Source organism: Streptomyces sp. NPDC034670, assembly GCF_055574875.1.
The window spans coordinates 43,911-63,785 of the sequence record NZ_JBVITR010000043.1; the positions used below are offsets into that span (position 1 = coordinate 43,911).

The 19,875-nt window shown below is 74.6% G+C and carries 21 protein-coding genes; 9 read left to right on the forward strand and 12 right to left on the reverse strand.

Going from position 1 to position 19,875, the window contains the following annotated elements; all coding sequences use genetic code 11:
• Positions 1-84: 84 nt before the first annotated feature.
• The 5 genes from ACZ56B_RS24800 to sigE form a co-directional block, all read right to left on the reverse strand.
• Positions 85-759 carry a hypothetical protein gene (locus tag ACZ56B_RS24800; protein WP_468794730.1) on the reverse strand — a complete coding sequence of 225 codons (675 nt, stop codon included), beginning with the start codon at positions 757-759 and terminating at the stop codon, positions 85-87.
• A 239-nt stretch (positions 760-998) separates the two neighbouring features.
• On the reverse strand, positions 999-1,463 hold the full coding sequence (locus ACZ56B_RS24805; RefSeq protein WP_468794733.1) for a sec-independent translocase: 465 nt from the start codon (positions 1,461-1,463) through the stop codon (positions 999-1,001).
• A 183-nt stretch (positions 1,464-1,646) separates the two neighbouring features.
• Complete coding sequence (locus ACZ56B_RS24810; RefSeq protein ID WP_468794736.1) at positions 1,647-3,344, reverse strand: S1C family serine protease; 1,698 nt, start codon at positions 3,342-3,344, stop codon at positions 1,647-1,649.
• 169 nt (positions 3,345-3,513) lie between these two features.
• A complete protein-coding gene (locus ACZ56B_RS24815) occupies positions 3,514-4,476 on the reverse strand; it encodes an anti-sigma factor family protein (protein ID WP_468794739.1) in 963 nt (320 codons plus the stop codon).
• Positions 4,473-5,258, reverse strand: coding sequence for an RNA polymerase sigma factor SigE (sigE, locus tag ACZ56B_RS24820; protein WP_468794742.1), 786 nt, complete (start codon positions 5,256-5,258; stop codon positions 4,473-4,475). The genes ACZ56B_RS24815 and sigE overlap by 4 nt, the downstream gene beginning before the upstream one ends.
• Positions 5,259-5,446: 188 nt before the next feature.
• Between sigE and ACZ56B_RS24825 the strand changes: the two genes are divergently transcribed.
• A complete protein-coding gene (locus ACZ56B_RS24825) occupies positions 5,447-6,121 on the forward strand; it encodes an O-methyltransferase (RefSeq protein WP_468794790.1) in 675 nt (224 codons plus the stop codon).
• Positions 6,122-6,281: 160 nt separating this feature from the next.
• On the opposite strand, the gene ACZ56B_RS24830 is transcribed toward ACZ56B_RS24825, so the two are convergent.
• A complete protein-coding gene (locus tag ACZ56B_RS24830) occupies positions 6,282-6,449 on the reverse strand; it encodes a DUF3117 domain-containing protein (protein WP_003966491.1) in 168 nt (55 codons plus the stop codon).
• A 380-nt stretch (positions 6,450-6,829) separates the two neighbouring features.
• On the opposite strand from ACZ56B_RS24830, the gene chcB reads away from it, so the two are divergent.
• Positions 6,830-7,633, forward strand: coding sequence for a 2-cyclohexenylcarbonyl CoA isomerase (chcB, locus tag ACZ56B_RS24835; protein ID WP_468794745.1), 804 nt, complete (start codon positions 6,830-6,832; stop codon positions 7,631-7,633).
• Positions 7,634-7,685: 52 nt separating this feature from the next.
• Here chcB and ACZ56B_RS24840 read toward each other — a convergent pair whose 3' ends face one another.
• Both ACZ56B_RS24840 and ACZ56B_RS24845 read right to left on the reverse strand, forming a co-directional pair.
• A complete protein-coding gene (locus tag ACZ56B_RS24840) occupies positions 7,686-8,270 on the reverse strand; it encodes a DNA-3-methyladenine glycosylase I (RefSeq protein ID WP_468794748.1) in 585 nt (194 codons plus the stop codon).
• Complete coding sequence (locus ACZ56B_RS24845) at positions 8,267-8,629, reverse strand: DivIVA domain-containing protein (RefSeq protein ID WP_468794751.1); 363 nt, start codon at positions 8,627-8,629, stop codon at positions 8,267-8,269. The genes ACZ56B_RS24840 and ACZ56B_RS24845 overlap by 4 nt, the downstream gene beginning before the upstream one ends.
• A gap of 134 nt (positions 8,630-8,763) precedes the next feature.
• Between ACZ56B_RS24845 and folP the strand changes: the two genes are divergently transcribed.
• A complete protein-coding gene (folP, locus tag ACZ56B_RS24850) occupies positions 8,764-9,624 on the forward strand; it encodes a dihydropteroate synthase (RefSeq protein WP_468794754.1) in 861 nt (286 codons plus the stop codon).
• Between the two features lie 187 nt (positions 9,625-9,811).
• Here folP and ACZ56B_RS24855 read toward each other — a convergent pair whose 3' ends face one another.
• Together ACZ56B_RS24855 and dapE are read right to left on the reverse strand one after the other, a co-directional pair.
• Positions 9,812-10,570 (reverse strand): LOG family protein, encoded by a 759-nt coding sequence (locus tag ACZ56B_RS24855; protein WP_468794757.1) that lies wholly within the window; start codon positions 10,568-10,570, stop codon positions 9,812-9,814.
• Between the two features lie 109 nt (positions 10,571-10,679).
• The gene (dapE, locus tag ACZ56B_RS24860; RefSeq protein WP_468794760.1) at positions 10,680-11,759 is read right to left on the reverse strand and encodes a succinyl-diaminopimelate desuccinylase; all 1,080 of its coding nucleotides are present in this window, start codon (positions 11,757-11,759) and stop codon (positions 10,680-10,682) included.
• Positions 11,760-11,842: 83 nt separating this feature from the next.
• Between dapE and ACZ56B_RS24865 the strand changes: the two genes are divergently transcribed.
• Positions 11,843-12,817 carry a VldE C-terminal domain-containing protein gene (locus ACZ56B_RS24865; RefSeq protein WP_468794763.1) on the forward strand — a complete coding sequence of 325 codons (975 nt, stop codon included), beginning with the start codon at positions 11,843-11,845 and terminating at the stop codon, positions 12,815-12,817.
• A gap of 365 nt (positions 12,818-13,182) precedes the next feature.
• Positions 13,183-13,530 (forward strand): ATP-binding protein, encoded by a 348-nt coding sequence (locus tag ACZ56B_RS24870; protein WP_468794766.1) that lies wholly within the window; start codon positions 13,183-13,185, stop codon positions 13,528-13,530.
• Positions 13,531-13,610: 80 nt separating this feature from the next.
• Here ACZ56B_RS24870 and ACZ56B_RS24875 read toward each other — a convergent pair whose 3' ends face one another.
• Positions 13,611-14,708, reverse strand: a complete 1,098-nt coding sequence (locus ACZ56B_RS24875) for a bifunctional succinyldiaminopimelate transaminase/glutamate-prephenate aminotransferase (RefSeq protein ID WP_468794769.1) — start codon at positions 14,706-14,708, stop codon at positions 13,611-13,613.
• A gap of 136 nt (positions 14,709-14,844) precedes the next feature.
• A complete protein-coding gene (gene fdxA, locus ACZ56B_RS24880; RefSeq protein ID WP_004926152.1) occupies positions 14,845-15,162 on the reverse strand; it encodes a ferredoxin in 318 nt (105 codons plus the stop codon).
• Positions 15,163-15,302: 140 nt separating this feature from the next.
• Between fdxA and ACZ56B_RS24885 the strand changes: the two genes are divergently transcribed.
• The 4 genes from ACZ56B_RS24885 (at position 15,303) to ACZ56B_RS24900 (ending at position 19,765) form a co-directional block, all read left to right on the forward strand.
• Complete coding sequence (locus ACZ56B_RS24885; RefSeq protein WP_468794772.1) at positions 15,303-16,388, forward strand: GNAT family N-acetyltransferase; 1,086 nt, start codon at positions 15,303-15,305, stop codon at positions 16,386-16,388.
• Between the two features lie 17 nt (positions 16,389-16,405).
• Complete coding sequence (locus ACZ56B_RS24890; protein ID WP_468794775.1) at positions 16,406-17,257, forward strand: transglutaminase-like and tetratricopeptide repeat-containing protein; 852 nt, start codon at positions 16,406-16,408, stop codon at positions 17,255-17,257.
• Between the two features lie 140 nt (positions 17,258-17,397).
• Complete coding sequence (locus ACZ56B_RS24895) at positions 17,398-17,871, forward strand: MarR family winged helix-turn-helix transcriptional regulator (protein WP_468794778.1); 474 nt, start codon at positions 17,398-17,400, stop codon at positions 17,869-17,871.
• 256 nt (positions 17,872-18,127) lie between these two features.
• A complete protein-coding gene (locus tag ACZ56B_RS24900) occupies positions 18,128-19,765 on the forward strand; it encodes an MFS transporter (RefSeq protein WP_468794781.1) in 1,638 nt (545 codons plus the stop codon).
• Positions 19,766-19,875: the final 110 nt, after the last annotated feature.

The window sequence follows — 19,875 nt, forward strand, 5'->3', positions numbered from 1 at the left end:
AGATGTCCCGGGGGTGCGCGGAGTGGGGGGGGGGGGCCCCCCCCGGCGTGGGCGCCCCCCCTCACCGTGTCCGGGGACCCGCGCTCAGCCCGCGTACGCGCCGATGTCCTCGATCACGGCGAAGCCGAGGCCGTACGCGCTCATGCCCCTGCCGTACGCGCCCACGTGCACGCCCGCCCGCGTGGTCCCGGCGAGCACCCAGCCGAACTCCGACTCCCGGTAGTGGAACGGCGTCGGCACCCCGTCCACGGGAAGGGACAGCGTCGACCAGTCGGCCCCGTCGAGGTCGTCCGCGAGGACCCACGCGGTCTCCGTCTGCTGCTCCAGCCAGTCGTCGCGCAGGGAGTGGTCCATCTGGCCGGGCCAGGTGAAGGACAGCAGCCCCACGCCGGCGAGCCAGGCGGCGGAGGAGACCGAGGTGGCCTCCAGCAGGCCGGTGCCGTCGGGGCTGCGGCGGACCGGGTTGGCGGCCACGGTCACGACGACCGCGAACCTCTCCTTGGCGTCCTGGTCGGTGCCGGCCGTGTACTCGCTGCGCACCGAGGGCTCGTCACCGTGGCCGGTCGATCCGTGCGCGACGGCCCCGTCGGCCGCCGTGCCGACCTGCATCAGCCAGCGGGGGCCGGTGAAGGCCTCGTCGAGGCCGTACCAGGGGAAGGGCGCACGCAGGTAGTCGTCGACCGTACGCCGGACGGAGAGGACCTGTGGTCCGTCCTCCGCGGCCGTCGCCTGTGCGACTGTCCGACTCGTCGTCTCCATGTGCCCGGACGCCTCCTCGCTCTCGTCGGACCGAGTGGCCCGCCCCCCTTCGGGCGTACTCGTCCGGTCCGCACAACAAGTCGGCAGCATAGTCACCTTGTCGCCACGGACCGGGAAAGCGCCCGGCGCGTGAGGCGCACAAAGGTCCGGATCGGGCCGTGCGCAGCCCGGGTGGAGTATGAAACGCGTCACGTGCGCGGGGGCTCGCGCTCCCGCGCACCGGCCCGTGCGGGCAGGGGTCAGGTGGCGTCCACGTCGAAGGGCGGGCGGTCGTCGGCCACCCGGCCCTCGGGCTTCTTCACCATGTCCACACGGCCGCCGGAGGACCCGGAGGGGGAGGAGCCCGAGGAGGGGGACGAGGGCAGGGACGGGGAGTCGGAGTCGCGGCCGTGGACGGCGTCCGCGACCTCGTTCATCTCCTTCTTCAGGTCGAATCCGTTGCGGATCTCCTTGAGCCCCAGGTCGTCGTTGTCCAGCTGCTTGCGGATGAACGTCTTGGGGTTGAGGTCCTCGAACTCGAAGTCCTTGAACTCCGGTCCCAGCTCCTGCCGGATGTCCTGCTTGGCGTTCTCCGAGAAGTCCCGGATCTTCCGGATCGTGCGCGTCACGTCCTGGATGACCTTGGGGAGCTTGTCCGGACCGAAGACGAGCACGGCGAGGACGATGAGCGTCACCAGCTCGAGCGGTCCTATGTCATTGAACACCTGAAGCTCCTCGCGATGCCTTCGGTCCTCGGCCCTCGGCGGTGGTCCGCGGTCCTCCGTGGTCCGGGCCGGGTCCACGGTACCCGGCCACCCCGTACGACCGGTACCGTCCTGGGGACCCCCGATGTGCCCGCGCGGGTGGTCCTTCCGGGCCGTTCACCCGCCCGTACCGTGCCGTACGCCTCAGCCGTCCTCCGAGGAGCCGAGCACCAGGGAGATCCTCCGCTCCTCGCCGTCCCGTTCCAGGGTGAGCTCCAGCCGGTCGCCGGGGCGGTGGGCGCGGGTCTTGACGATGAGTTCCTCACCGGAACGGACACGCTGGCCGTCGACCTCCGTGATGACGTCGCCGGCCCTGATCCCGGCCTTGTCGCCGGGGCCGCCGGCGGTGACCGGGGGCCCGCCGTCGCTGCCCTCGGTCCCGACGCGGGCGCCGTCGCCGCCGTAGTTCATGTCGAGGGTGATGCCGATCACCGGGTGGGTCGCCCTGCCCGTGTTGATCAGTTCCTCGGCGACGCGCTTGCCCTGGTTGATGGGGATGGCGAAGCCGAGGCCTATGGATCCGGCCCGGCCGCCGTCCGGGTCCGTCCCGCCGCCGGCGGAGCGGATGGCGGAGTTGATGCCGACCACGCGGGCCCGGGAGTCGAGCAGGGGCCCGCCGGAGTTGCCGGGGTTGATCGGCGCGTCGGTCTGCAGGGCGTCGACGTACGACACGTCGCTGCCGTCGCCCTTCTCACCGCCCGCGGTGATGGGCCGCTCCTTGGCGCTGATGATGCCGGAGGTCACGGTGCCGGCCAGGTCGAAGGGGGCGCCGATGGCCACGACGGGGTCGCCGACCTGCACGTTGTCGGAGTTGCCGAGGGGCAGGGGGGTGAGCCCGCGGACGCCCTTCACCTTGACGACGGCGAGGTCGTAGCCGCTGTCCCGGCCGACGAGGGTCGCCTCGGCGGTGTCGCCGCTGTGGAAGGTCACGGTGATCTCGCCGTCGTCCGCGGCGGGCGCCACGACGTGGTCGTTGGTGAGGATGTGCCCGCGGGTGTCGAGCACGAAGCCGGTGCCGGTGCCGCCCTCGCCGGAGCCGTTGACGTGCAGGGTGACGACGCCGGCCAGCGCCCGCGCGGCGATGCCGGCGACACTGCCCGGCTCCCGGTCGAAGGACTCCTCGCCGGCCTGCGGCAGTTCGACGGCGCCGACCCCGCCGTTGCGCTCCAGGTACGCGCCGACGATCCCGCCGACGCCCCCGCACACGAGCGCGAACGCCAGCGCGGCACCGAGGAGCGCCCCCCTGGTCCGTCCGCGCCGCCGCTTCCCGTGGACCGCCGGGGACCCGCCCTGCTGCAGGGGGGCGGCCGGCGCCGCGGCCGCCCAGGGGTCGTAGCGGCGCCACGGGTCGGGGGCCGGGGCCTCCGGATGCGCCGGGGCGGCAGGGGGCGCCGCCCCGGGATCCGGTGCGGGCGCCGTGCCGTGCGGCGGCGTGCCCTCGGCGGGCGGTGCGACCGCCATGCCGTGCGCGGGAGTGGCCGCCGGGTGCTGCACCGGCGGCGCGGGCGCCCAGGGGCCCGGTTCGCCGTACGGCGGGGTGCTGTACGGGTCGGGGTCGTGCAGGGGTGCGGGCCGCCCGGTCCCCGCCGGGTCGGCCGGGGCCGCGGAGGCGGCGGGCGCCGGGGGCGCGCCGGGCGTCCGGGACGGGTCCTCCGGGGCGGGCGGCACGTCGGCGGGGGCGGCCTCGGCGCGCAGCGGCCGGTCCAGTTCGTAGTCGCCCTCGTGCGCGTCCCCGGCGCCGGTCCGCCCCTGGCCGGGACGTGCCAGCTCGAAGTCCCCGTCGGGTCCTTCCGGACGCGCGGTCGGCCCTTCCCCCGGTGGGCCCGGCTTCCCCTCGTTCATGCTCTCCCCACAGCTGGACGCGGCACGGCTCGTCGGCGGTGACCGCGGATCGTCGGCTCCGTGGCTCCGTCCGCCTCCGCGCCGGAACCTGGCTCGGCGCCCGGCTGCGTGGGCCTGGGCGCGCCACCTGGATTCAATCAGGTCCACGCACCCGTGCGCAGGGCACGGGTCAGCGGGCCGTGCGGGAGGAGGCGGTGGGCGAGGGAGCCGACGGCGCGCCGGCGACGGGGGTGGCGGCGAGGAGGCCGGGGGTCCTGAGCCCGGAGAGGTCGGCCCACGCGGTCGGGGTGAGCGGCGGGGGCGGTTCGAGCGGCCGCAGCAACGGGGACAGCGCGGCGGCGCCGGTCGCCGGCGGTGTGTCCGGGGTGCCCTGGCGGCCGGCCGGGAGCGGGACGCCACCGGGCAGCAGCGGCGCGGAGACCAGGGTCGGGGCGACCGGGACCTCCCCGAGGACGCCCTGGCCCTGCGGTTGGCCGAGCTGCGGTCCGGTGCCGCGGCGCCGCTGCTCGGGCGCCGTCGCCGCGCCCGTGCCCTGGGTGCGCACCGGCGTCACGTTGCTGCCCTTCCCCGAGCCGCGCGTCTCCGTGTCGGGGGGCGCGCTCATGGTGACCCCGCCGAGTGCGATCGCGGCCAGGGAGACCGCCCCGGCGGCGACGAACGCGAACCGCAGCCCGCGCGAGGACGGCCGGTCGGCCGTCTCGTGGCGGCCGACCTCGTGGATGCGGAAACCGCGGCCCGCCGGGGCCGGGGCGTGCCGCCGCGCCGGTGCGTACGCGAACTCGAAGCGCTCGCCCCGCCCGGTCCCGAAGACCCCGTCGGGCCGCCCGGGCGCGCCGCCCGGCAGGCCTCCCCCGGCCATCGGGCCGCCGCCGAGGTCGCCGCCGGCCGGAAGCCCCTGGAGGCGGGCCAGGAAGCTCTCGGAGGGGGGTGGCGGGGCCGCCTGTGCGAAGACGTCCTTCAGGCGGCGCTGCGCTTCCACCTCCGCCTTGCACTTGACGCAGGTGGCCACGTGCGCCAGTACGCGCTCACGCGCGTCATGACCGAGCTCTCCGTCCACCAGGGCGGAGAGTCGGTCTCCCAGGTGCTGCTCTGCGAGGTGTCCCTCGGAGGATTTCGGCCATGTACCGCTCACGCGCTCGCGCCCCCTCCTCCCAGTGCGGGAACACGCGGCACGAAGGAGCGGCGCTCCGCACGCGCCTGGGGCGAGCGGTGTGCGAGGGCCTTGCGCAGCTGGGAGCGGCCGCGGTGGATCCGGGACCGGACCGTGCCGAGCTTGACGCCGAGGGTCGCGGCGATCTCCTCGTACGACAGGCCTTCGATGTCGCACAGGACGACCGCGGCGCGGAACTCGGGGGCGAGGGTGTCGAGGGCCTGCTGGACGTCCGCGTCGAAGTGGGCGTCGTTGAAGACCTGCTGGGGCGTGGGCTCCTTGCTGGCCAGCCGCTCGGCCGCGTCGTCGCCGAGCGCGTCGAAGCGGATGCGCTGCTTGCGGCGGACCATGTCCAGGAAGAGGTTGGTGGTGATGCGGTGCAGCCAGCCCTCGAAGGTGCCCGGCGTGTAGGTCGACAGGGAGCGGAAGACGCGTACGAAGACCTCCTGGGTGAGGTCCTCGGCGTCGTGCTGGTTGCCGGTGAGGCGGTAGGCGAGCCGGTAGACGCGCCCGCTGTGCATGCTGACGATCTCCTCCCACGTGGGCGGAGTCCACGCCTGCCCGTCCGCGTCGGTGGAGAAGCTCGCGGTCTGGGCCGGACCGGTGGCGGTACCGGCGGCGTGGCTGTGGTCAGCAGCGGTGTCGTTCACGGATTTCGGCCTGCCCGCCGACCCGAGGAGGCGCCGCAGCGCTCCTGCGCGGTCCACGGCCGCGGCCGCACCTCCCCTGTCGGCTCTGGTGGTGTCCAGTGGAGCCCCTACCATAGCCACCTCGCCCGTTAGCTCCGGATAAGCGGTTTTACGAGAATTTGATCTGGGCTGCCACGAGTCGTACGGCTGCGTCGGCACTTGCTCGGCGCTCTCGCTCACCACTCGCCCCCCCGTCACGGCACACGCCACTTTCCCACCCCTTCAAACGACCGGTCCCATCTGCGGGTTCCCGACGCCAACGGATACAGTCACGCAGCAGGCAACCATGGGGACAGGAGAGGGTCATTACCGCCAACCGGCAGACGAGCTGGGCGTTCGCCGACGCCTATGTCGCCGAGGACGAAGCGCTGCACTGGGCCCGGGACCGGGCCCGCGAGGCGGGGCTGCGCTCGGTGTCGCCCGGCACGGGCGCGGCCCTGCGGTTGCTCGCCGCCAGCGTGGACGCCAAGGCGGTCGCGGAGATCGGCACCGGCTGCGGCGTCTCCGGGATCCACCTGCTGCACGGGATGCGGCCGGACGGGGTGCTGACCACGGTCGACCAGGAGCCGGAGCACCAGCAGTCCGCCCGCCAGGCCTTCCGCACCGCCGGGTTCGCCGGCAACCGGGCCCGTTTCATCCCGGGCCACGCCCTGGACGTCCTGCCGCGCCTCGCGGACGCCGGCTACGACCTGGTCTTCTGCGACGGCGACCGGCTGGAGTACCAGGACTACCTCGCCGAATCGTTGCGCCTGCTGCGCCCCGGAGGCCTGGTCGCCTTCGAAGGCGTCTTCGCGAACGGGCGCACGGTGGACTCCGGTCCGCAGCCGACGGAGGTGCTGCGGCTGCGGGAGCTCGTGCGGACCGTTCGCGAGAGCCAGGACCTGGTGTCGTCGCTGCTCCCGGTGGGGGACGGACTCCTCTGCGCGGTGAAGCGGTGACGCGGTGACGCTGCGACCCGGTGGCCCGGTGACGCGGCGGGGAGGCAGTGCCCGACGGCCGGGCGGCAGCGGCGGGAGCGCGCCGGCGCCCCCGCACAGGCAGCCGCCCCGGCACCGAGTGCGGCACCGGGGCGGCTGAAAGGGTATGGTCGCTTGCGCGTCAGCCGACGACCTTCTTGAGGGCGTCGCCGAGCGCGTCGGCCTCGTCCGGGGTCAGCTCGACGACGAGTCGACCGCCGCCTTCGAGCGGAACGCGCATGACGATGCCCCGCCCCTCCTTGGTCACCTCGAGCGGGCCATCACCCGTCCGCGGCTTCATGGCCGCCATGCTCGTTCCCCTTCCTGAAACCCAGCTCAACCGTCCAGCCGACGGCCCGTCGAAGGGCACTGCGGTTCCTGAAGCAGGACACACGCCACCGGCATCGAACACATTGCTTCCAGGCCATTATCCCGCATCTCAGGACCCGATGACCAACATCGGTCGGCATCGCTTGGGCAACGCACGCGAGCAAAACCACCCAATTCGGCGGTGTGACTGCGATACTGCGCCCTCGCACGGAGTTTCGTCGAACGAAAACGGTCGGGAATTCTTTGACGGAGGTCACACACCGCCCGTGCGCCGCGGCCGGTGATCTCCGTCATGCTGTCCTGCAGACGGGGGCCTACCCGCCGGTAGGTCCCGATTCCGCCACACGGAGGGGAAACACCATGGCCGACACCGTGCTCTACGAGGTCAGCGACGGACTCGCGACGATCACGCTGAACCGCCCGGAGGCGATGAACGCGCTGAACGTCGCGACGAAGGTCGCCCTCCGCGACGCGGTCCGTTCCGCCGCGGACGACGGCGCCGTACGGGCCGTGCTGCTGACCGCGGCCGGCGACCGGGCGTTCTGCGTGGGGCAGGACCTCAAGGAGCACGTCGGGCTGCTGGTCGCCGACCGGGAGACCGGCTCGAAGCAGACGATGAGCACGGTGCGCGAGCACTACAACCCCATCGTGAAGGCGATCGCCGGGGCCCCGAAGCCGGTGGTCGCGGCGGTGAACGGGGTCGCGGCGGGTGCGGGCTTCGGCTTCGCGCTGGCGGCGGACTACCGGATCGTCGCGGACACGGCGGCCTTCAACACCTCGTTCGCCGGGGTCGCGCTGACCGCCGACTCCGGGATCTCCTGGACGCTGCCGCGGGTGATCGGCCCCGGGCGCGCCACCGACCTGCTGCTCTTCCCGCGCAGCGTCACCGCCCAGGAGGCGTACGAGCTGGGGATCGCGAACCGGCTGGTCCCGGCGGCCGAGCTGCGCGCGGAGGCGGAGAAGGTGGCGCGGGCCCTGGCCGAGGGGCCGACGGTGGCGTACGCGGCGCTGAAGGAGTCCGTGGCGTTCGGGCTCGGCCACTCCCTGGAGGAGGCGCTGGAGAAGGAGGACGAGCTCCAGACCCGGGCGGGCCTCTCCGAGGACCACACGATCGCGGTGCGGGCGTTCGTGAACAAGGAGAAGCCGAAGTACCTGGGCCGCTGAGCACCGGCCGGGCGGGCGGGGACGGGCGGGCGGGGCCGCGGGCCCCGGGCGCTCAGCCCCGTCTCGCCACGCAGTCCGCCAGGTGGTCATCGACCAGCCCGCAGGCCTGCATCAGCGCGTACGCCGTGGTCGGGCCGACGAAGCGCAGGCCGCGCTTCTTCAGTGCCTTGGACAGGGCCGTCGACTCCGGGGTCACCGCGGGGACGTCGGCGAGGGTCTTCGGGACCGGGCGGCCGGCCGGGTCGGGGGCGTGGGACCAGATCAGGGCGTCCAGGTCGCCGGGCGCCCACCCGGCCAGCACGCGCGCGTTGGCCAGGGTCGCGTCGATCTTGGCGCGGTTGCGGATGATGCCGGTGTCGGCCAGCAGGCGTGCGCGGTCCGCGTCGGTGAACTCCGCGACCTCGGCGATCGCGAAGCCGGCGAAGGCGGCGCGGAAGCCGGGGCGGCGGCGCAGGATGGTGATCCAGGACAGGCCGGACTGGAACGCCTCCAGGCTGAGGCGCTCGAAGAGGGCGTCGTCGCCGTGGACCGGACGGCCCCATTCCTCGTCGTGGTACGTGACGTAGTCCGGCGTGGACAGGGCCCAGGGGCAGCGCGGGGCGCCGTCCGGGCCGGCGAGCGCGGCACCCGCGCTCACGGCTGCTCGCCCTCCTCGCGCGGGGCGGGCTTGTCCGGGGCGGCGTGGGCCGCGGCGGCACGGGCGCCGGCCAGCGCGGACTCCAGGTCGGCGATCCGGGCGTCGCGCTCGGCGAGTTCGGCGCCGAGACGGCCGAGGGCGTCGTCCACGTCCGCCATCCGGTAGCCGCGCACGGCGAGCGGGAAGCGCAGGTCCTCCACGTCCGCGCGGCTGACCGGGCGGTCCGGCGGCAGGGGGTCCGAGAGCCGCTCGGGTGCCGCCTCGGGCAGCGGGCCCTTCTCGCCGCCGCCCACCACGGCGAGGGTCACCGCGGCGACCACCACGGCGAGCGCGACGACCAGGAACAGGAACATAACCATCGCCGGGGCCCCCACGGTCGGATTGAGTCGGAGTCGGATGTGTGGCTCCGATCGTGCCATGCGAGTCTGACAGTCAGGAGCGCAGGCGGTCACGGGCCGCCGCGGACGGGACGGACGAGGAGAGGTCGCAGGGGATGCTCAGGCTGGGCAGGCGGGAATTCGCGCCGCACGAACCGGTGATCATGGCGATCGTGAACCGGACCCCGGACTCCTTCTACGACCGGGGCGCGACGTTCCGCGACGAACCCGCCCTCGCGCGCGTGGAGCAGGCCGTGGCGGAGGGCGCCGCGATCGTCGACATCGGCGGGGTGAAGGCCGGGCCGGGCGAGGAGGTCACGGCCGAGGAGGAGGCCCGGCGGACGGTCGGTTTCGTCGCCGAGGTGCGGCGCCGCTTCCCGGACGTCGTGATCAGCGTGGACACCTGGCGGCACGAGGTCGGCGAGGCCGTGTGCGAGGCGGGGGCGGACGTGCTGAACGACGCCTGGGGCGGGGTCGACCCGCGGCTCGCGGAGGTCGCCGCGCGGTACGGCGCCGGGCTGGTGTGCACCCACACGGGCGGCGCCGAGCCGCGGACCCGGCCGCACCGGGTGACGTACGAGGACGTCATGGCCGACATCCTCGACGTGACCGTGGGGCTGGCGGAGCGGGCGGTGGCCCTGGGGGTGCCGAGGGAGTCGGTGATGATCGACCCCGGGCACGACTTCGGGAAGAACACGCGGCACAGCCTCGAGGCGACGCGCCGGCTGGGCGAGATGGTCGCCACCGGGTGGCCGGTGCTGGTGTCGCTGTCCAACAAGGACTTCGTCGGGGAGACGCTGGACCGGCCGGTGAAGGAGCGGGTGCTGGGGACGCTGGCGACGACGGCCGTGTCGGCGTGGCTGGGGGCGCAGGTGTACCGGGTGCACGAGGTCGCGGAGACGCGGCAGGTGCTGGACATGGTGGCGTCCATCGCCGGGCACCGGGCGCCGGCGGTGGCCCGCCGGGGGCTGGCGTAGGGGCCGCGCCCTCCGGCGGGCCGGGGGCGACGCTCCCGGACGGGGCCGGAGGGCGCGGCCCCCGGGCCCCGGCCCGTGCCCGCCCGTCGTCCGGTCCGGCGGGCGGGGGCCGGTGTCCCGCGGCGCCGCTCCACGGGCGGGAAGGGTTCCCGCGCCCCGTGCCCCCGCCCGGCCGGGCGGGGACCGCTCAGCGGCCCGCCTCCTTCGACACCAGGGCCACCGCCTCCTCCACGTCGTCCGTGACGTGGAAGAGGAGGAGGTCCTTCTCCGCCGCCTTGCCCTGGGCGACGACCGTGCCGCGCAGCCAGTCGACCAGGCCGCCCCAGTACTCCGTGCCGAACAGCACGATGGGGAAGCGGGTGACCTTCTGGGTCTGGACCAGGGTCAGCGCCTCGAAGAGCTCGTCGAGGGTGCCGAGGCCGCCGGGCAGGACCACGAAGCCCTGGGCGTACTTGACGAACATCAGCTTGCGGACGAAGAAGTAGCGGAAGTTCAGGCCGATGTCGACGTAGGAGTTCAGCCCCTGCTCGAAGGGCAGTTCGATGCCCAGGCCGACCGACACGCCGTTCGCCTCGAGCGCGCCCTTGTTGGCCGCCTCCATGGCCCCGGGGCCGCCTCCGGTGATCACCGCGAAGCCCGCCTCGACCAGGCCCCGGCCCAGGCGGACGCCGGCCTCGTACTCCCGGGAGTCCACCGGCGTGCGCGCCGAGCCGAAGACGCTGATGGCGGGAGGGAGCTCGGCGAGCGAACCGAAGCCCTCGATGAACTCCGACTGGATGCGCAGCACCCGCCAGGGGTCGGTGTGGACCCAGTCGCTGGGGGCACGCTCGTCCAGCAGCCGCTGGTCGGTGGTGCTCGACTGCACCTGGTCCCGCCTGCGCAGGACGGGCCCCAGGCGCCGCTCCTCGGGTGGCCGCCTCTTGCCCTCGGGGTTGCCAGTAGCCATGCGCGTTCCTCCCGTTCGCCAGGTTGTTCCGCCTCAGCGTAGATCTACGCGGGTTACGTGCGGCGGACCTCAGCATGTCCGCCGTGCACCGGTGCAAACCACCACCGGGTCAGGCCGTCAGCCAGGACCGCAGGCGCTCCTCCCCCGCCAGGATCTTCGCGGTGTCCACGCGTTCGTCCCGCCGGTGCGCCAGGTGGGGGTTGCCGGGGCCGTAGTTGACCGCCGGGACGCCCAGCGCCGAGAAGCGGGCGACGTCCGTCCAGCCGTACTTCGGCTGGGGCGTGCCGCCCACCGCCTCGATGAAGGCCGCCGCGGCCGGGTGGGACAGGCCGGGCAGCGCCGCGCCGCTGTGGTCGTCGACGACGAACTCCGCCACACCGCAGTCGGCGAAGACCTCGCGGACGTGCGCCAGCGCCTCCTCCTCGCTGCGGTCGGGCGCGTAGCGGAAGTTGACGGTGACCGTGCACGCGTCGGGGATGACGTTGCCGGCCACGCCGCCGGAGATGCCGACCGCGTTGAGGCCCTCGCGGTACCGGAGGCCGTCGACGACCGGGTCGCGGGGCTCGTAGGCGGCCAGGCGGGCGAGGATCGGGGCCGCCGCGTGGATCGCGTTGGAGCCCATCCAGCCCCGCGCGGAGTGGGCGCGCTCGCCGGTGGTCCTCAGCAGCACCCGCAGCGTGCCCTGGCAGCCGCCCTCCACCTGGCCGTCGGAGGGCTCCAGCAGCACCGCGAAGTCGCCCTCCAGCCACTCCGGGTGGGCCTCGGCCACGCGCCCCAGGCCGTTGAGGTCGGCGGCGACCTCCTCGTTGTCGTAGAAGACGAAGGTCAGGTCGCGGTTGGGGGCGGGGACCGTGGCGGCGATGCGCAGCTGGACGGCCACGCCGGCCTTCATGTCGCAGGTGCCGCAGCCCCACAGCACGCCGTCGTCGTCGAGCCGGGAGGGGACGTTGTCCGCGATCGGGACCGTGTCGATGTGCCCGGCGAGGATCACGCGTTCCGGCCGTCCCAGGCGCGTGCGGGCCACCACGTTGTTGCCGTGCCGGTCGACCGTGAGGTGCGGCAGGGCGCGCAGCGCGGCCTCGATGGCGTCCGCGAGCGGCTTCTCGGTGCCGCTGACGGAGGGGAAGTCGACGAGCTGCGCGGTCAGGCGCGCGGCGTCCAGCGTGAGGTCAAGCGGGGTGTCGGCCATGGCGTCGACCCTAACCCGCCGGGGCCCGGCCCACGGTTCGCACCCGGCTCACGGGCCCTCCTACCCTCCAGTACCTTGTACGCGTGTCAGAGCCGTCCCTTCCTTCCAAGCGTCGCGGCCGCCTCTTCCGCTTCGGGGCGGCCCTCGCGGTCCTGTGCGCGGTCGCCGGGTACCTCGCGGTGCGGTACGTCACCGGGGGCCCGGGCGCGCCGGGATGCCGGGTCGTGTCCGCCGAGGGCGACGGGGCGAGCTACGAGTTCACGCCCGAGCAGGCGGTGAACGCGGCGACGATCACCGCCGTGGGCACCGCGCGCGACCTGCCCGAACGGGCCGTGACGATCGCCCTGGCGACCGCGCTCCAGGAGTCCGCGCTGCGCAACATCGACTACGGCGACCGCGACTCGCTGGGCCTGTTCCAGCAGCGGCCCTCGCAGGGCTGGGGCACGCCGGAGCAGATCATGGACCCGGTGTACTCGGCGGAGAAGTTCTACGAGGGCCTGGAGGAGGTGCCGGGCTACACCCGGCTGCCGCTCACCGTCGCCGCCCAGCGGGTGCAGCGCAGCGGTTTCCCGCAGGCGTACGCCAAGCACGAACCGGACGCCACGCTGCTGGCCGCCGCCCTCACCGGGCGCTCGGCGGCCACGCTGACCTGCGACGGCCGTCCGGCCGCGACCCGGGCGGCGGGCCCGGAGGGGGTGCGCGCCGCGCTGGTCCGGGACTTCGGGCGGGACGTGCTGGAGCCGGCCGGCGCCCGGGCGGACGACGCGGCGTCGCCCTCGTCCGCCCCCGAGGAGCGGGGCGGCTCCGGCGACGGCACCGTGACGCTGCCGGTCGCCGCCGGCCCCGACGGCGCCTCGCGGGACGCCGAGGCCCGCGGCTGGCAACTGGCGCACTGGGCCGTGGCCAACGCCTCCGAGCTGCACGTGAAGCGGGTGGCGTACGGCGGACGCGAGTGGACCGCCGGGACCACCGGCGGCCGGTGGCGGCCGGTGGACGGCAAGGGCTCCGCGGACGCGGGGGACGGCACGGGCGCGGTCCGGATCACGACCGCGCGGTAGCGGGCCGGCGGCGGGACCACGACCGCGCAGCAGTACGGGGCCTCACCCCCAGGCGTCATGCGCGCGGTGGGCCGCCGGCGCCGCGCCCGGGGCTCCGCACGACCGCCCGCGCCGCGCGGAGTCCCTTGCCGCCACAGGGCCGCGGGCCTGCCGCGGGTCTGCGGTCGGCCGTCCGACCCGGCCCCTTACGCCCCTTCTGTCCGTCGCCGGCCGCCCGGCGCATTGCCAACTCTTTACGTCGCCCCGCCGCAACCTTCCCGGCCGTCGGACGGTAGTCAGGGCACCAGGGCCCGGGGACCACCGGCCGATCGGCCGGCTCCGGAACCGCTGGACGTCCCACCGTTCTCTCCCGTCGAAGGAGCACCATGTCCCTCCCCCTGACCCGCCGGATCGCCCGTGCCGCGCTGATCGTCGCTGCGGGAGCGGCCGCCGGGGTCGGTGCGGCCGGTTCCGCCAGTGCGGCTCCCGGGCTGCCGGTCGCCACGAACCTCGGCGGGCTGACCTCCGTGGACGGGCTGGCCGGCAACGCCGTGGGCAGCGCGAAGCAGGGCGTCGCCGAGACCTCGCACGGCGCCGACAAGGTGGTGCCGGCCGCCGACCGGACCGTCCGGGAGGCCGCACCGGTGGTGGAGAAGCTGCCGACCAAGCCCCTCACCCGGAACGCCGTGCCGTCGGCCAGGACCCTGCCGGTCCAGAACCTGCCGGTCGGCTGACCGGACCCGCCCCGGCACGCCGACGGGGCCCGGGGTGGAGACCCCGGGCCCCGTCGGCCGTCGTGTGCCGGGCGGGCGCCTCACGCGGACAGGCGCTCCACCGCCGCCCGCACCCGCTCGTCCGTGGCGGTCAGGGCGACGCGCACGAAGCGCTCGCCGGCCGGGCCGTAGAAGTCGCCCGGCGCGACCAGGACGCCGCGTTCGGCGAGGTGCGCGACCGTGTCCCAGCAGGACTCGTCGCGGGTCGCCCACAGGTAGAGGCTGGCCTCGCTGTGCTCGATGCGGAAGCCGTGGCCGAGCAGCGCCCCGCGCAGGGCGGCGCGCCGGGCCGCGTAGCGCTCGCGCTGGACGCGGACGTGCTCGTCGTCGCCCAGGGCCGCCACCACGGCCGCCTGCGTCGGCGCCGAGGTCATCATGCCGCCGTGCTTGCGGATCTCGAGCAGCGGACCGAGCACCGCCGGGTCGCCGGCCAGGAAGGCGGCGCGGTAGCCGGCCAGGTTGGACCGCTTGGACAGCGAGTGCACGGAGACGATGCCGTCGTGGGAGCCGCCGTTCACGTCCGGGTGCAGCACCGAGACCGGGTCGGCCTCCCAGCCCAGTTCGATGTAGCACTCGTCGGAGAGGACCAGGACGCCGTGCTCGCGGGCCCAGGCGACGGTCCGGGCCAGTTCCTCCTTGGACAGCACCCGGCCCGTGGGGTTGGACGGGGAGTTCAGCCAGAGCAGCTTCAGGCCCGCCGGGTCCAGCTCGGTCGGGTCGTCGTACGCCACGTGGTCCGCGCGGGCCAGGCGGGCGCCGACCTCGTACGTCGGGTAGGCCAGCCTGGGGAAGGCCACCTTGTCGCCGGGGCCGAGGCCCAGCTGGGTGGGGAGCCAGGCGACCAGTTCCTTGGAACCGACGACCGGCAGGACGTGGTGGTGGGTGATCCCGCGGGCGCCCAGCCGGCGCTCCGTCCAGCGGGTGATCGCGTCCCGCAGCTCCGGGGTGCCCCAGACCGTGGGGTAGCCCGGGGAGTCCGCCGCGGCGATCAGGGCCTTCTGCACCGGCTCGGGGACCGGGTCGACGGGGGTGCCGACCGAGAGGTCGACGATGCCGTCGGGGTGCGCGGCGGCCGTCTTCTTGTAGGGCGCCAGCTTGTCCCAGGGGAAGGCGGGCAGCCGGTCGGAGACTGCGGACACGGGTACGGGCTCACTTTCTGGTGCGGCACGGGTGCGGCGCCGGCGCGGCACGGGGACGGCAAACGCCTCGGTCCCGTGCGGCGATCGGACTGATCGGACCGTACGGGACCGAGGCGGCGCGGAATGTGCCGGCCGCTCAGGCCTGCGGCGGGAGCGCGGCGATGAAGGGGTGGTCGCGCTCGATCAGACCCAGCTTGCTGGCGCCGCCGGGCGAGCCGAGCTCGTCGAAGAACTCGACGTTCGCCTTGTAGTAGTCCTTCCACTCCTCGGGAGTGTCGTCCTCGTAGAAGATGGCCTCGACCGGGCAGACCGGCTCACAGGCCCCGCAGTCGACGCATTCGTCCGGGTGGATGTACAAGGACCGCTGGCCCTCGTAGATGCAGTCGACCGGGCACTCCTCGATGCACGCCTTGTCCTTCACGTCGACACAAGGCTGCGCGATGACGTAGGTCACGCTGTCGTTCCTCCTCGATAGGGCGCTGGCGGGCCTCCTCAGGCTCCGCCGCCTGGCGCGCGGGAGCGCGGCGTCGTCGATGCCCGCCCCTAGTATCTCCGTTCCAGGGCATGATCCGAACAGGAGGGGTGAACCGATCTGTGGAAATATTCGCCGCCGGGCGTCTGGAGGTTCGTATCACCCCTGCTGACGTGGGGAAACGGGTCTCGGTACGGAGCTTGATCGAACATGGTCCCCCGGGTCGGCGGTTCACCGACACTCTCGGTGTGCTCACATCCTGGGACAGCGGTGTGCTGTGTCTCACACGCAGGGACGGACAGAGCGTGCGGGTCGCGGAGTCCGCGCTGGTCGCGGGCAAGGTCGTCCCGTCCGCCCCGGCGCGCCGGAGGGGCCCGGCCGCCTCGTACGAGGAGCTGGCGCGGGTCGCCGCGCGGGCCTGGCGGCCGCTGGAGAGCGAGCGGCTGGGGGAATGGGAGCTGCGGGCGGCGGCCGAGGAGGTGCCGCACGCGGCACCTCCTCGGGGGGCGGTGGCCGGGCGACGGGTGGGCTTCACCCGGCGGGCCAACTCGGTGCTGCCGCTCGGCGACCCGGGCGTGCCGCTCGACGAGGCGCTGGCGGCCGTGCGCCGCTGGTACGCCGCACGGGGGCTGCCCGCCTACGTCCAGACCGCGACCGGCGCCGAGGGCACGCAGGAACTGCTGTGCGCGGAGCTGGAGCGGCGGGGCTGGGTGCGGGAGGTGACCGCCGAGGTGTGGACCGGCGGGCTGGCGCCGGTCGCCGACCGGGGCGCGGAGCCGTCGGGGGTCGTGCTGTCGCGGAGGGCCGACGCGGCGTGGTTGTCGCGCTACCGGCGCGCGGGGGTGGGCGAGACCGCCCTGAAGGTGCTGGAGAGCGGCCCCTCGGTGTGGTTCGCCGCGGTGCCCGGTGACGGTGTCCCGGCCGCCGTCGGGCGGTGCGTGGTGGACGGGCGGTGGGCCGGGTTCGCGGCGGTCGAGGTGGACCCGGCGCAGCGGCGGCGGGGGCTCGCGACCGCCGTGATGGCCGCGCTGGCCCGGCGGGCGCTGGAGGAGGGCGCGTCGGCGGCCTGGCTCCAGGTCGAGGAGGACAACGCGGGGGCCCGGGCGCTGTACGGCCGGCTGGGTTTCGCCGCGCACCACGCCTACCACCACCACCGCGCCCCCCACGCGCCGGAATCGTCGGCTCCGGGCGGTGACGGATCCCCGTGAGCGGGCACGAACCGGTTATGCGCCCTCCCTGTCCCCCACCGCCCGAGCGCTCCGCCGAGCTGCGGCGGCGGTTCGCCGAGGAGGCCCGCTGCGAGCGGCCCGACCTGGCCGCGCTGTGCCTGCTGATCGGCGCGCAGGCGGACGGCACCCTGGACGAGGCGGGCCTGGACGCCGCGCAGATCGAGCTGGACCGGCTGGCCGGGGAGCTCCCCCACCGGCCCGGCTCGCCCCGGGCCTGGGCGCTCGCCCTGCGCGACCTGCTGGGCGGGCGGTACGGCTTCCACGGCACCCCGGGCGACTACCGGCGGCTGGAGTCCTCGCTGCTGCACGAGGTGCTGCGGCGGCGGCGCGGGCTGCCGATCCTGCTGTCGGTGGTGTGGCTGGAGGTGGCCCGGCGGGCGGGGGCGCCGGTGTACGGGGTGGCGCTGCCCGGGCACTTCGTCGTCGGCTTCGGTCAGGACCGGGGGCAGGTGCTCGCCGATCCCTTCGACGGGGGCCGGGTGCTGACCGGGGCCGACGCGGAGCTGCTGGTCGCCGGGGCCACGGGGGCGCCGCTGGAGGCGTCGATGCTGGAGCCCGCCGCCCCCCTGGACGTCGTGCTGCGCGTCCTGAACAACATCCGGGCGTGGGCGGCCGCCCGTCCGGAGCGGTCCGACGTGGACCTGTGGGCGGTGGAGCTGTCCCTGCTGCTCCCCTCGCACCCGGCGCGGCTGCGGTACGAGCGGGCCCAGGTGCTGGTCCGGCGCGGTGCCTTCCGGGACGGCGCGGAGGAGCTGGAGGCGTACGCCGAGGTGGTGGCCGCGGTGGACGAGCCGGCGGCGGAGCGCGTCCGCGCCCAGGCCCGGGCGGCCCGGGCCCTGCTCAACTAGGGCCTTCCGCTTCCGCTGGGACCCCTGTTTCCCTCAGGGCTTCTCGTCCACGCCGGACCCTCCGGCCCCCCTCGGGGCCGCCCGCCCCACGGAGACCTCTCGTTTGACATAGATATGATGAGATACCTATGGTCTTCGACATGTCCGACAGCAGCACGTCCGATCAGTGCGTCGCACGCGTGGCCTCCGAGCTCGCGGCGTGCCTGCCGGCGCTGCACCGGGCACTGGACCGGCGGGTCGGGAGCGAGTACCCCCACCCGAAGCCGACCGAGGGGCAGCTCGCGCTGCTGCGGTTCGTCGCGCAGCACGAGGGCGCCACGGTGGGTGAGGCGGCCGCGGCGCTGCTGATGAAGCCCAACAACGTCAGCGCACTGGTCTCCCAGCTCACCGAGCGGGGAGAGCTGGAGCGCCGCCAGGACGGCGCCGACAAGCGGATCGCCCGCCTCCACCTCACCGCCTCCTCGCGCCGGCGGATCGCCGAGGTGCGCGCCCTCGAGGAGCACCACCTCGGCCAGGCGCTGCGGTCCATCACCGACGGGGAGATGGACGCGCTCGGTTCCGCGCTCGGCGCGCTGAAAGCACTGACGCGCCACCTCCACTCCGCGGCCCGCTGACGGCGGAGCCGCCGGCTCACGCACGTTCCCCGGGGAAGCGTTCCGCTTCCCGCCGCGGGCTGTCCCCGTCCTCCCGGTCCTCCTGCCGCGAGCGCCACGCGCCACCCGGCGGTCGCCCCCGTCCGGGCAGTCCTCGTCCACGGCCCCGTGCTCCCCCGCGCCCTCCCCCCGGCCCGGCGGGCGCCCGGGGGCCGCCGGGGAACTGCGGCCTTCTTCCCGCAGTTCATCCCCCTTCGAGAGAGAAACGGCTTCCTTCATGGCGTCCACTCCCGTGGATCACCCCACCCCGGCCACGACCGCTCCCGCGCGGTCGGGGTTCGCGCGCCTGCGGGCCAACCCCTGGCTCGCCCTGGTCGCAGTGTCGTTCGGCCTGCTCATGGTGCAGCTCGACGGCTCCGTCGTCGCCATCGCCAACCCGGCGATCGGCAAGGACCTGGAGGCCAGCACCGCGGAGCTGCAGTGGGTCACCAACTCCTACCTGCTCGCGCTCGCCGCCTCGATGATCCTCGGCGGCAAGCTCGGCGACCGGTTCGGCCGGCGCCTGTACTACCTCGTCGGCGTCGGCGGGTTCGTCGTCACCTCGGTCGCCATCGGCCTGGTCGGCAGCATCGAGGGCGTCATCGCCTTCCGCGCCCTGCAGGGCCTGTGCGGCGGCATCCTGATGCCCAACACCCTGGGCATCCTGCGCGCCGTCTTCCCCCCGAGGAAGTTCGGGCTCGCGGTGGGCGTCTGGGGCATGGTCTCGGCCGTCTCGACCTCGCTGGGCCCGATCATCGGCGGCCTGCTCGTCGAGCACGTCGACTGGACGTGGGTCTTCTACCTGAACGCGCCGATCGGCGTCGTCGCGCTGCTGTTCAGCGCGGCGGTCCTCGCGGAGTCCAGGAACCCCGCCGGCCACCAGCGCTTCGACATCGCCGGCGTGGTGCTGCTGGCCGCGGGCCTGCTCGCACTGGTCCTCGGCATCGTCAAGGGCGAGACCTGGGGCTGGTCCTCCGCCGGAACCCTCGGCTCCATCGCCCTCGGCCTGGTCCTCCTGGCCGTCTTCTGCCGGTACGAGACCCGGCAGGAGAGCCCGCTGCTGCCGATGCGCCTGTTCCGCAACCGGTCGCTGACCACCGGCGCGATCATGACCCTGCTGAACTTCTTCGTCATGCTCGGCGGCATCTTCTTCCTCATGCTGTACCTGCAGAACGTGCGCGGCTACACGCCGGTCGAGGCCGGTGTCAGCACGCTGCCGCTGTCGATCGCCTCGCTGTTCGCCTCGCCGATCGGCTCCCAGCTGACCACCCGCTTCGGTCCGCGCGTCACCATCCCGCTGGGCCTGACCCTCTCGGCCGCCGCCATGTTCTCCATGCTCACCTGGAGCGTCGACTCGTCCTACGCGACGATGTGGCCGCCGTTCCTCGCGATGGGCCTCGGCGTCGGCATCGTGCTGCCCGCCACCGCCGCCGCGATCATCGGCAACGCGCCGGTCAGGGACGGCGGTGTGGCGTCCGGCCTGCAGTCCACCATGCTGCAGATCGGCGGTGCCCTCGGCACCTCGGTGCTGGTCACCGTGATCGCCGGCAGGGTCGGCTCCTCGCTGTTCGGCGAGCTCACCGGCGCGGGCGTCCCGGCTTCCGTGGCCCACGGCCTGCGGGGGGCCGAGGACGCCGTCGCGATGGGCGTCGCCCCGGTCTCCGCCGACATGCCGGCGCAGCTCAGGGCCGCGGTCGTCGAGGGCAGCGGGCAGGCGTTCGTCAACGGCCTGCACTCCGCCGTCACCGTCACCGGGATCCTGTGCCTGATCGGCGCCGTGGTATCCGTCGTCGGCATCAGGAGCCGCGCCCAGGAGGCGGAGGGAGCCCCCGCCGGGGGCGACGAGGAGGCCGCGGTGACCGTCGCCGCCCACTGAGCGGCCGCACACGCGAGGAGCGGGGGGGGGGGGGGGGGGGGGGGGGGGGGGGGGGGGGGGGGGGGGGGGGGGGGGGGGGGGGGGGGGGGGGGGGGGGGGGGGGGGGGGGG

Coding starts and splice junctions, on each gene's coding strand:
- ACZ56B_RS24900 (WP_468794781.1), top strand. CDS start 18,128: ATGGCGTCCACTCCCGTGGATCACCCCACCCCGGCCACGACCGCTCCC.
- ACZ56B_RS24890 (WP_468794775.1), top strand. CDS start 16,406: ATGCGCCCTCCCTGTCCCCCACCGCCCGAGCGCTCCGCCGAGCTGCGG.
- folP (WP_468794754.1), top strand. CDS start 8,764: ATGCTCAGGCTGGGCAGGCGGGAATTCGCGCCGCACGAACCGGTGATC.
- ACZ56B_RS24830 (WP_003966491.1), bottom strand. CDS start 6,449: ATGGCGGCCATGAAGCCGCGGACGGGTGATGGCCCGCTCGAGGTGACC.
- ACZ56B_RS24870 (WP_468794766.1), top strand. CDS start 13,183: ATGTCCCTCCCCCTGACCCGCCGGATCGCCCGTGCCGCGCTGATCGTC.
- ACZ56B_RS24855 (WP_468794757.1), bottom strand. CDS start 10,570: ATGGCTACTGGCAACCCCGAGGGCAAGAGGCGGCCACCCGAGGAGCGG.
- dapE (WP_468794760.1), bottom strand. CDS start 11,759: ATGGCCGACACCCCGCTTGACCTCACGCTGGACGCCGCGCGCCTGACC.
- ACZ56B_RS24800 (WP_468794730.1), bottom strand. CDS start 759: ATGGAGACGACGAGTCGGACAGTCGCACAGGCGACGGCCGCGGAGGAC.
- ACZ56B_RS24895 (WP_468794778.1), top strand. CDS start 17,398: ATGTCCGACAGCAGCACGTCCGATCAGTGCGTCGCACGCGTGGCCTCC.
- sigE (WP_468794742.1), bottom strand. CDS start 5,258: ATGGTAGGGGCTCCACTGGACACCACCAGAGCCGACAGGGGAGGTGCG.
- ACZ56B_RS24810 (WP_468794736.1), bottom strand. CDS start 3,344: ATGAACGAGGGGAAGCCGGGCCCACCGGGGGAAGGGCCGACCGCGCGT.
- chcB (WP_468794745.1), top strand. CDS start 6,830: ATGGCCGACACCGTGCTCTACGAGGTCAGCGACGGACTCGCGACGATC.
- ACZ56B_RS24845 (WP_468794751.1), bottom strand. CDS start 8,629: ATGGTTATGTTCCTGTTCCTGGTCGTCGCGCTCGCCGTGGTGGTCGCC.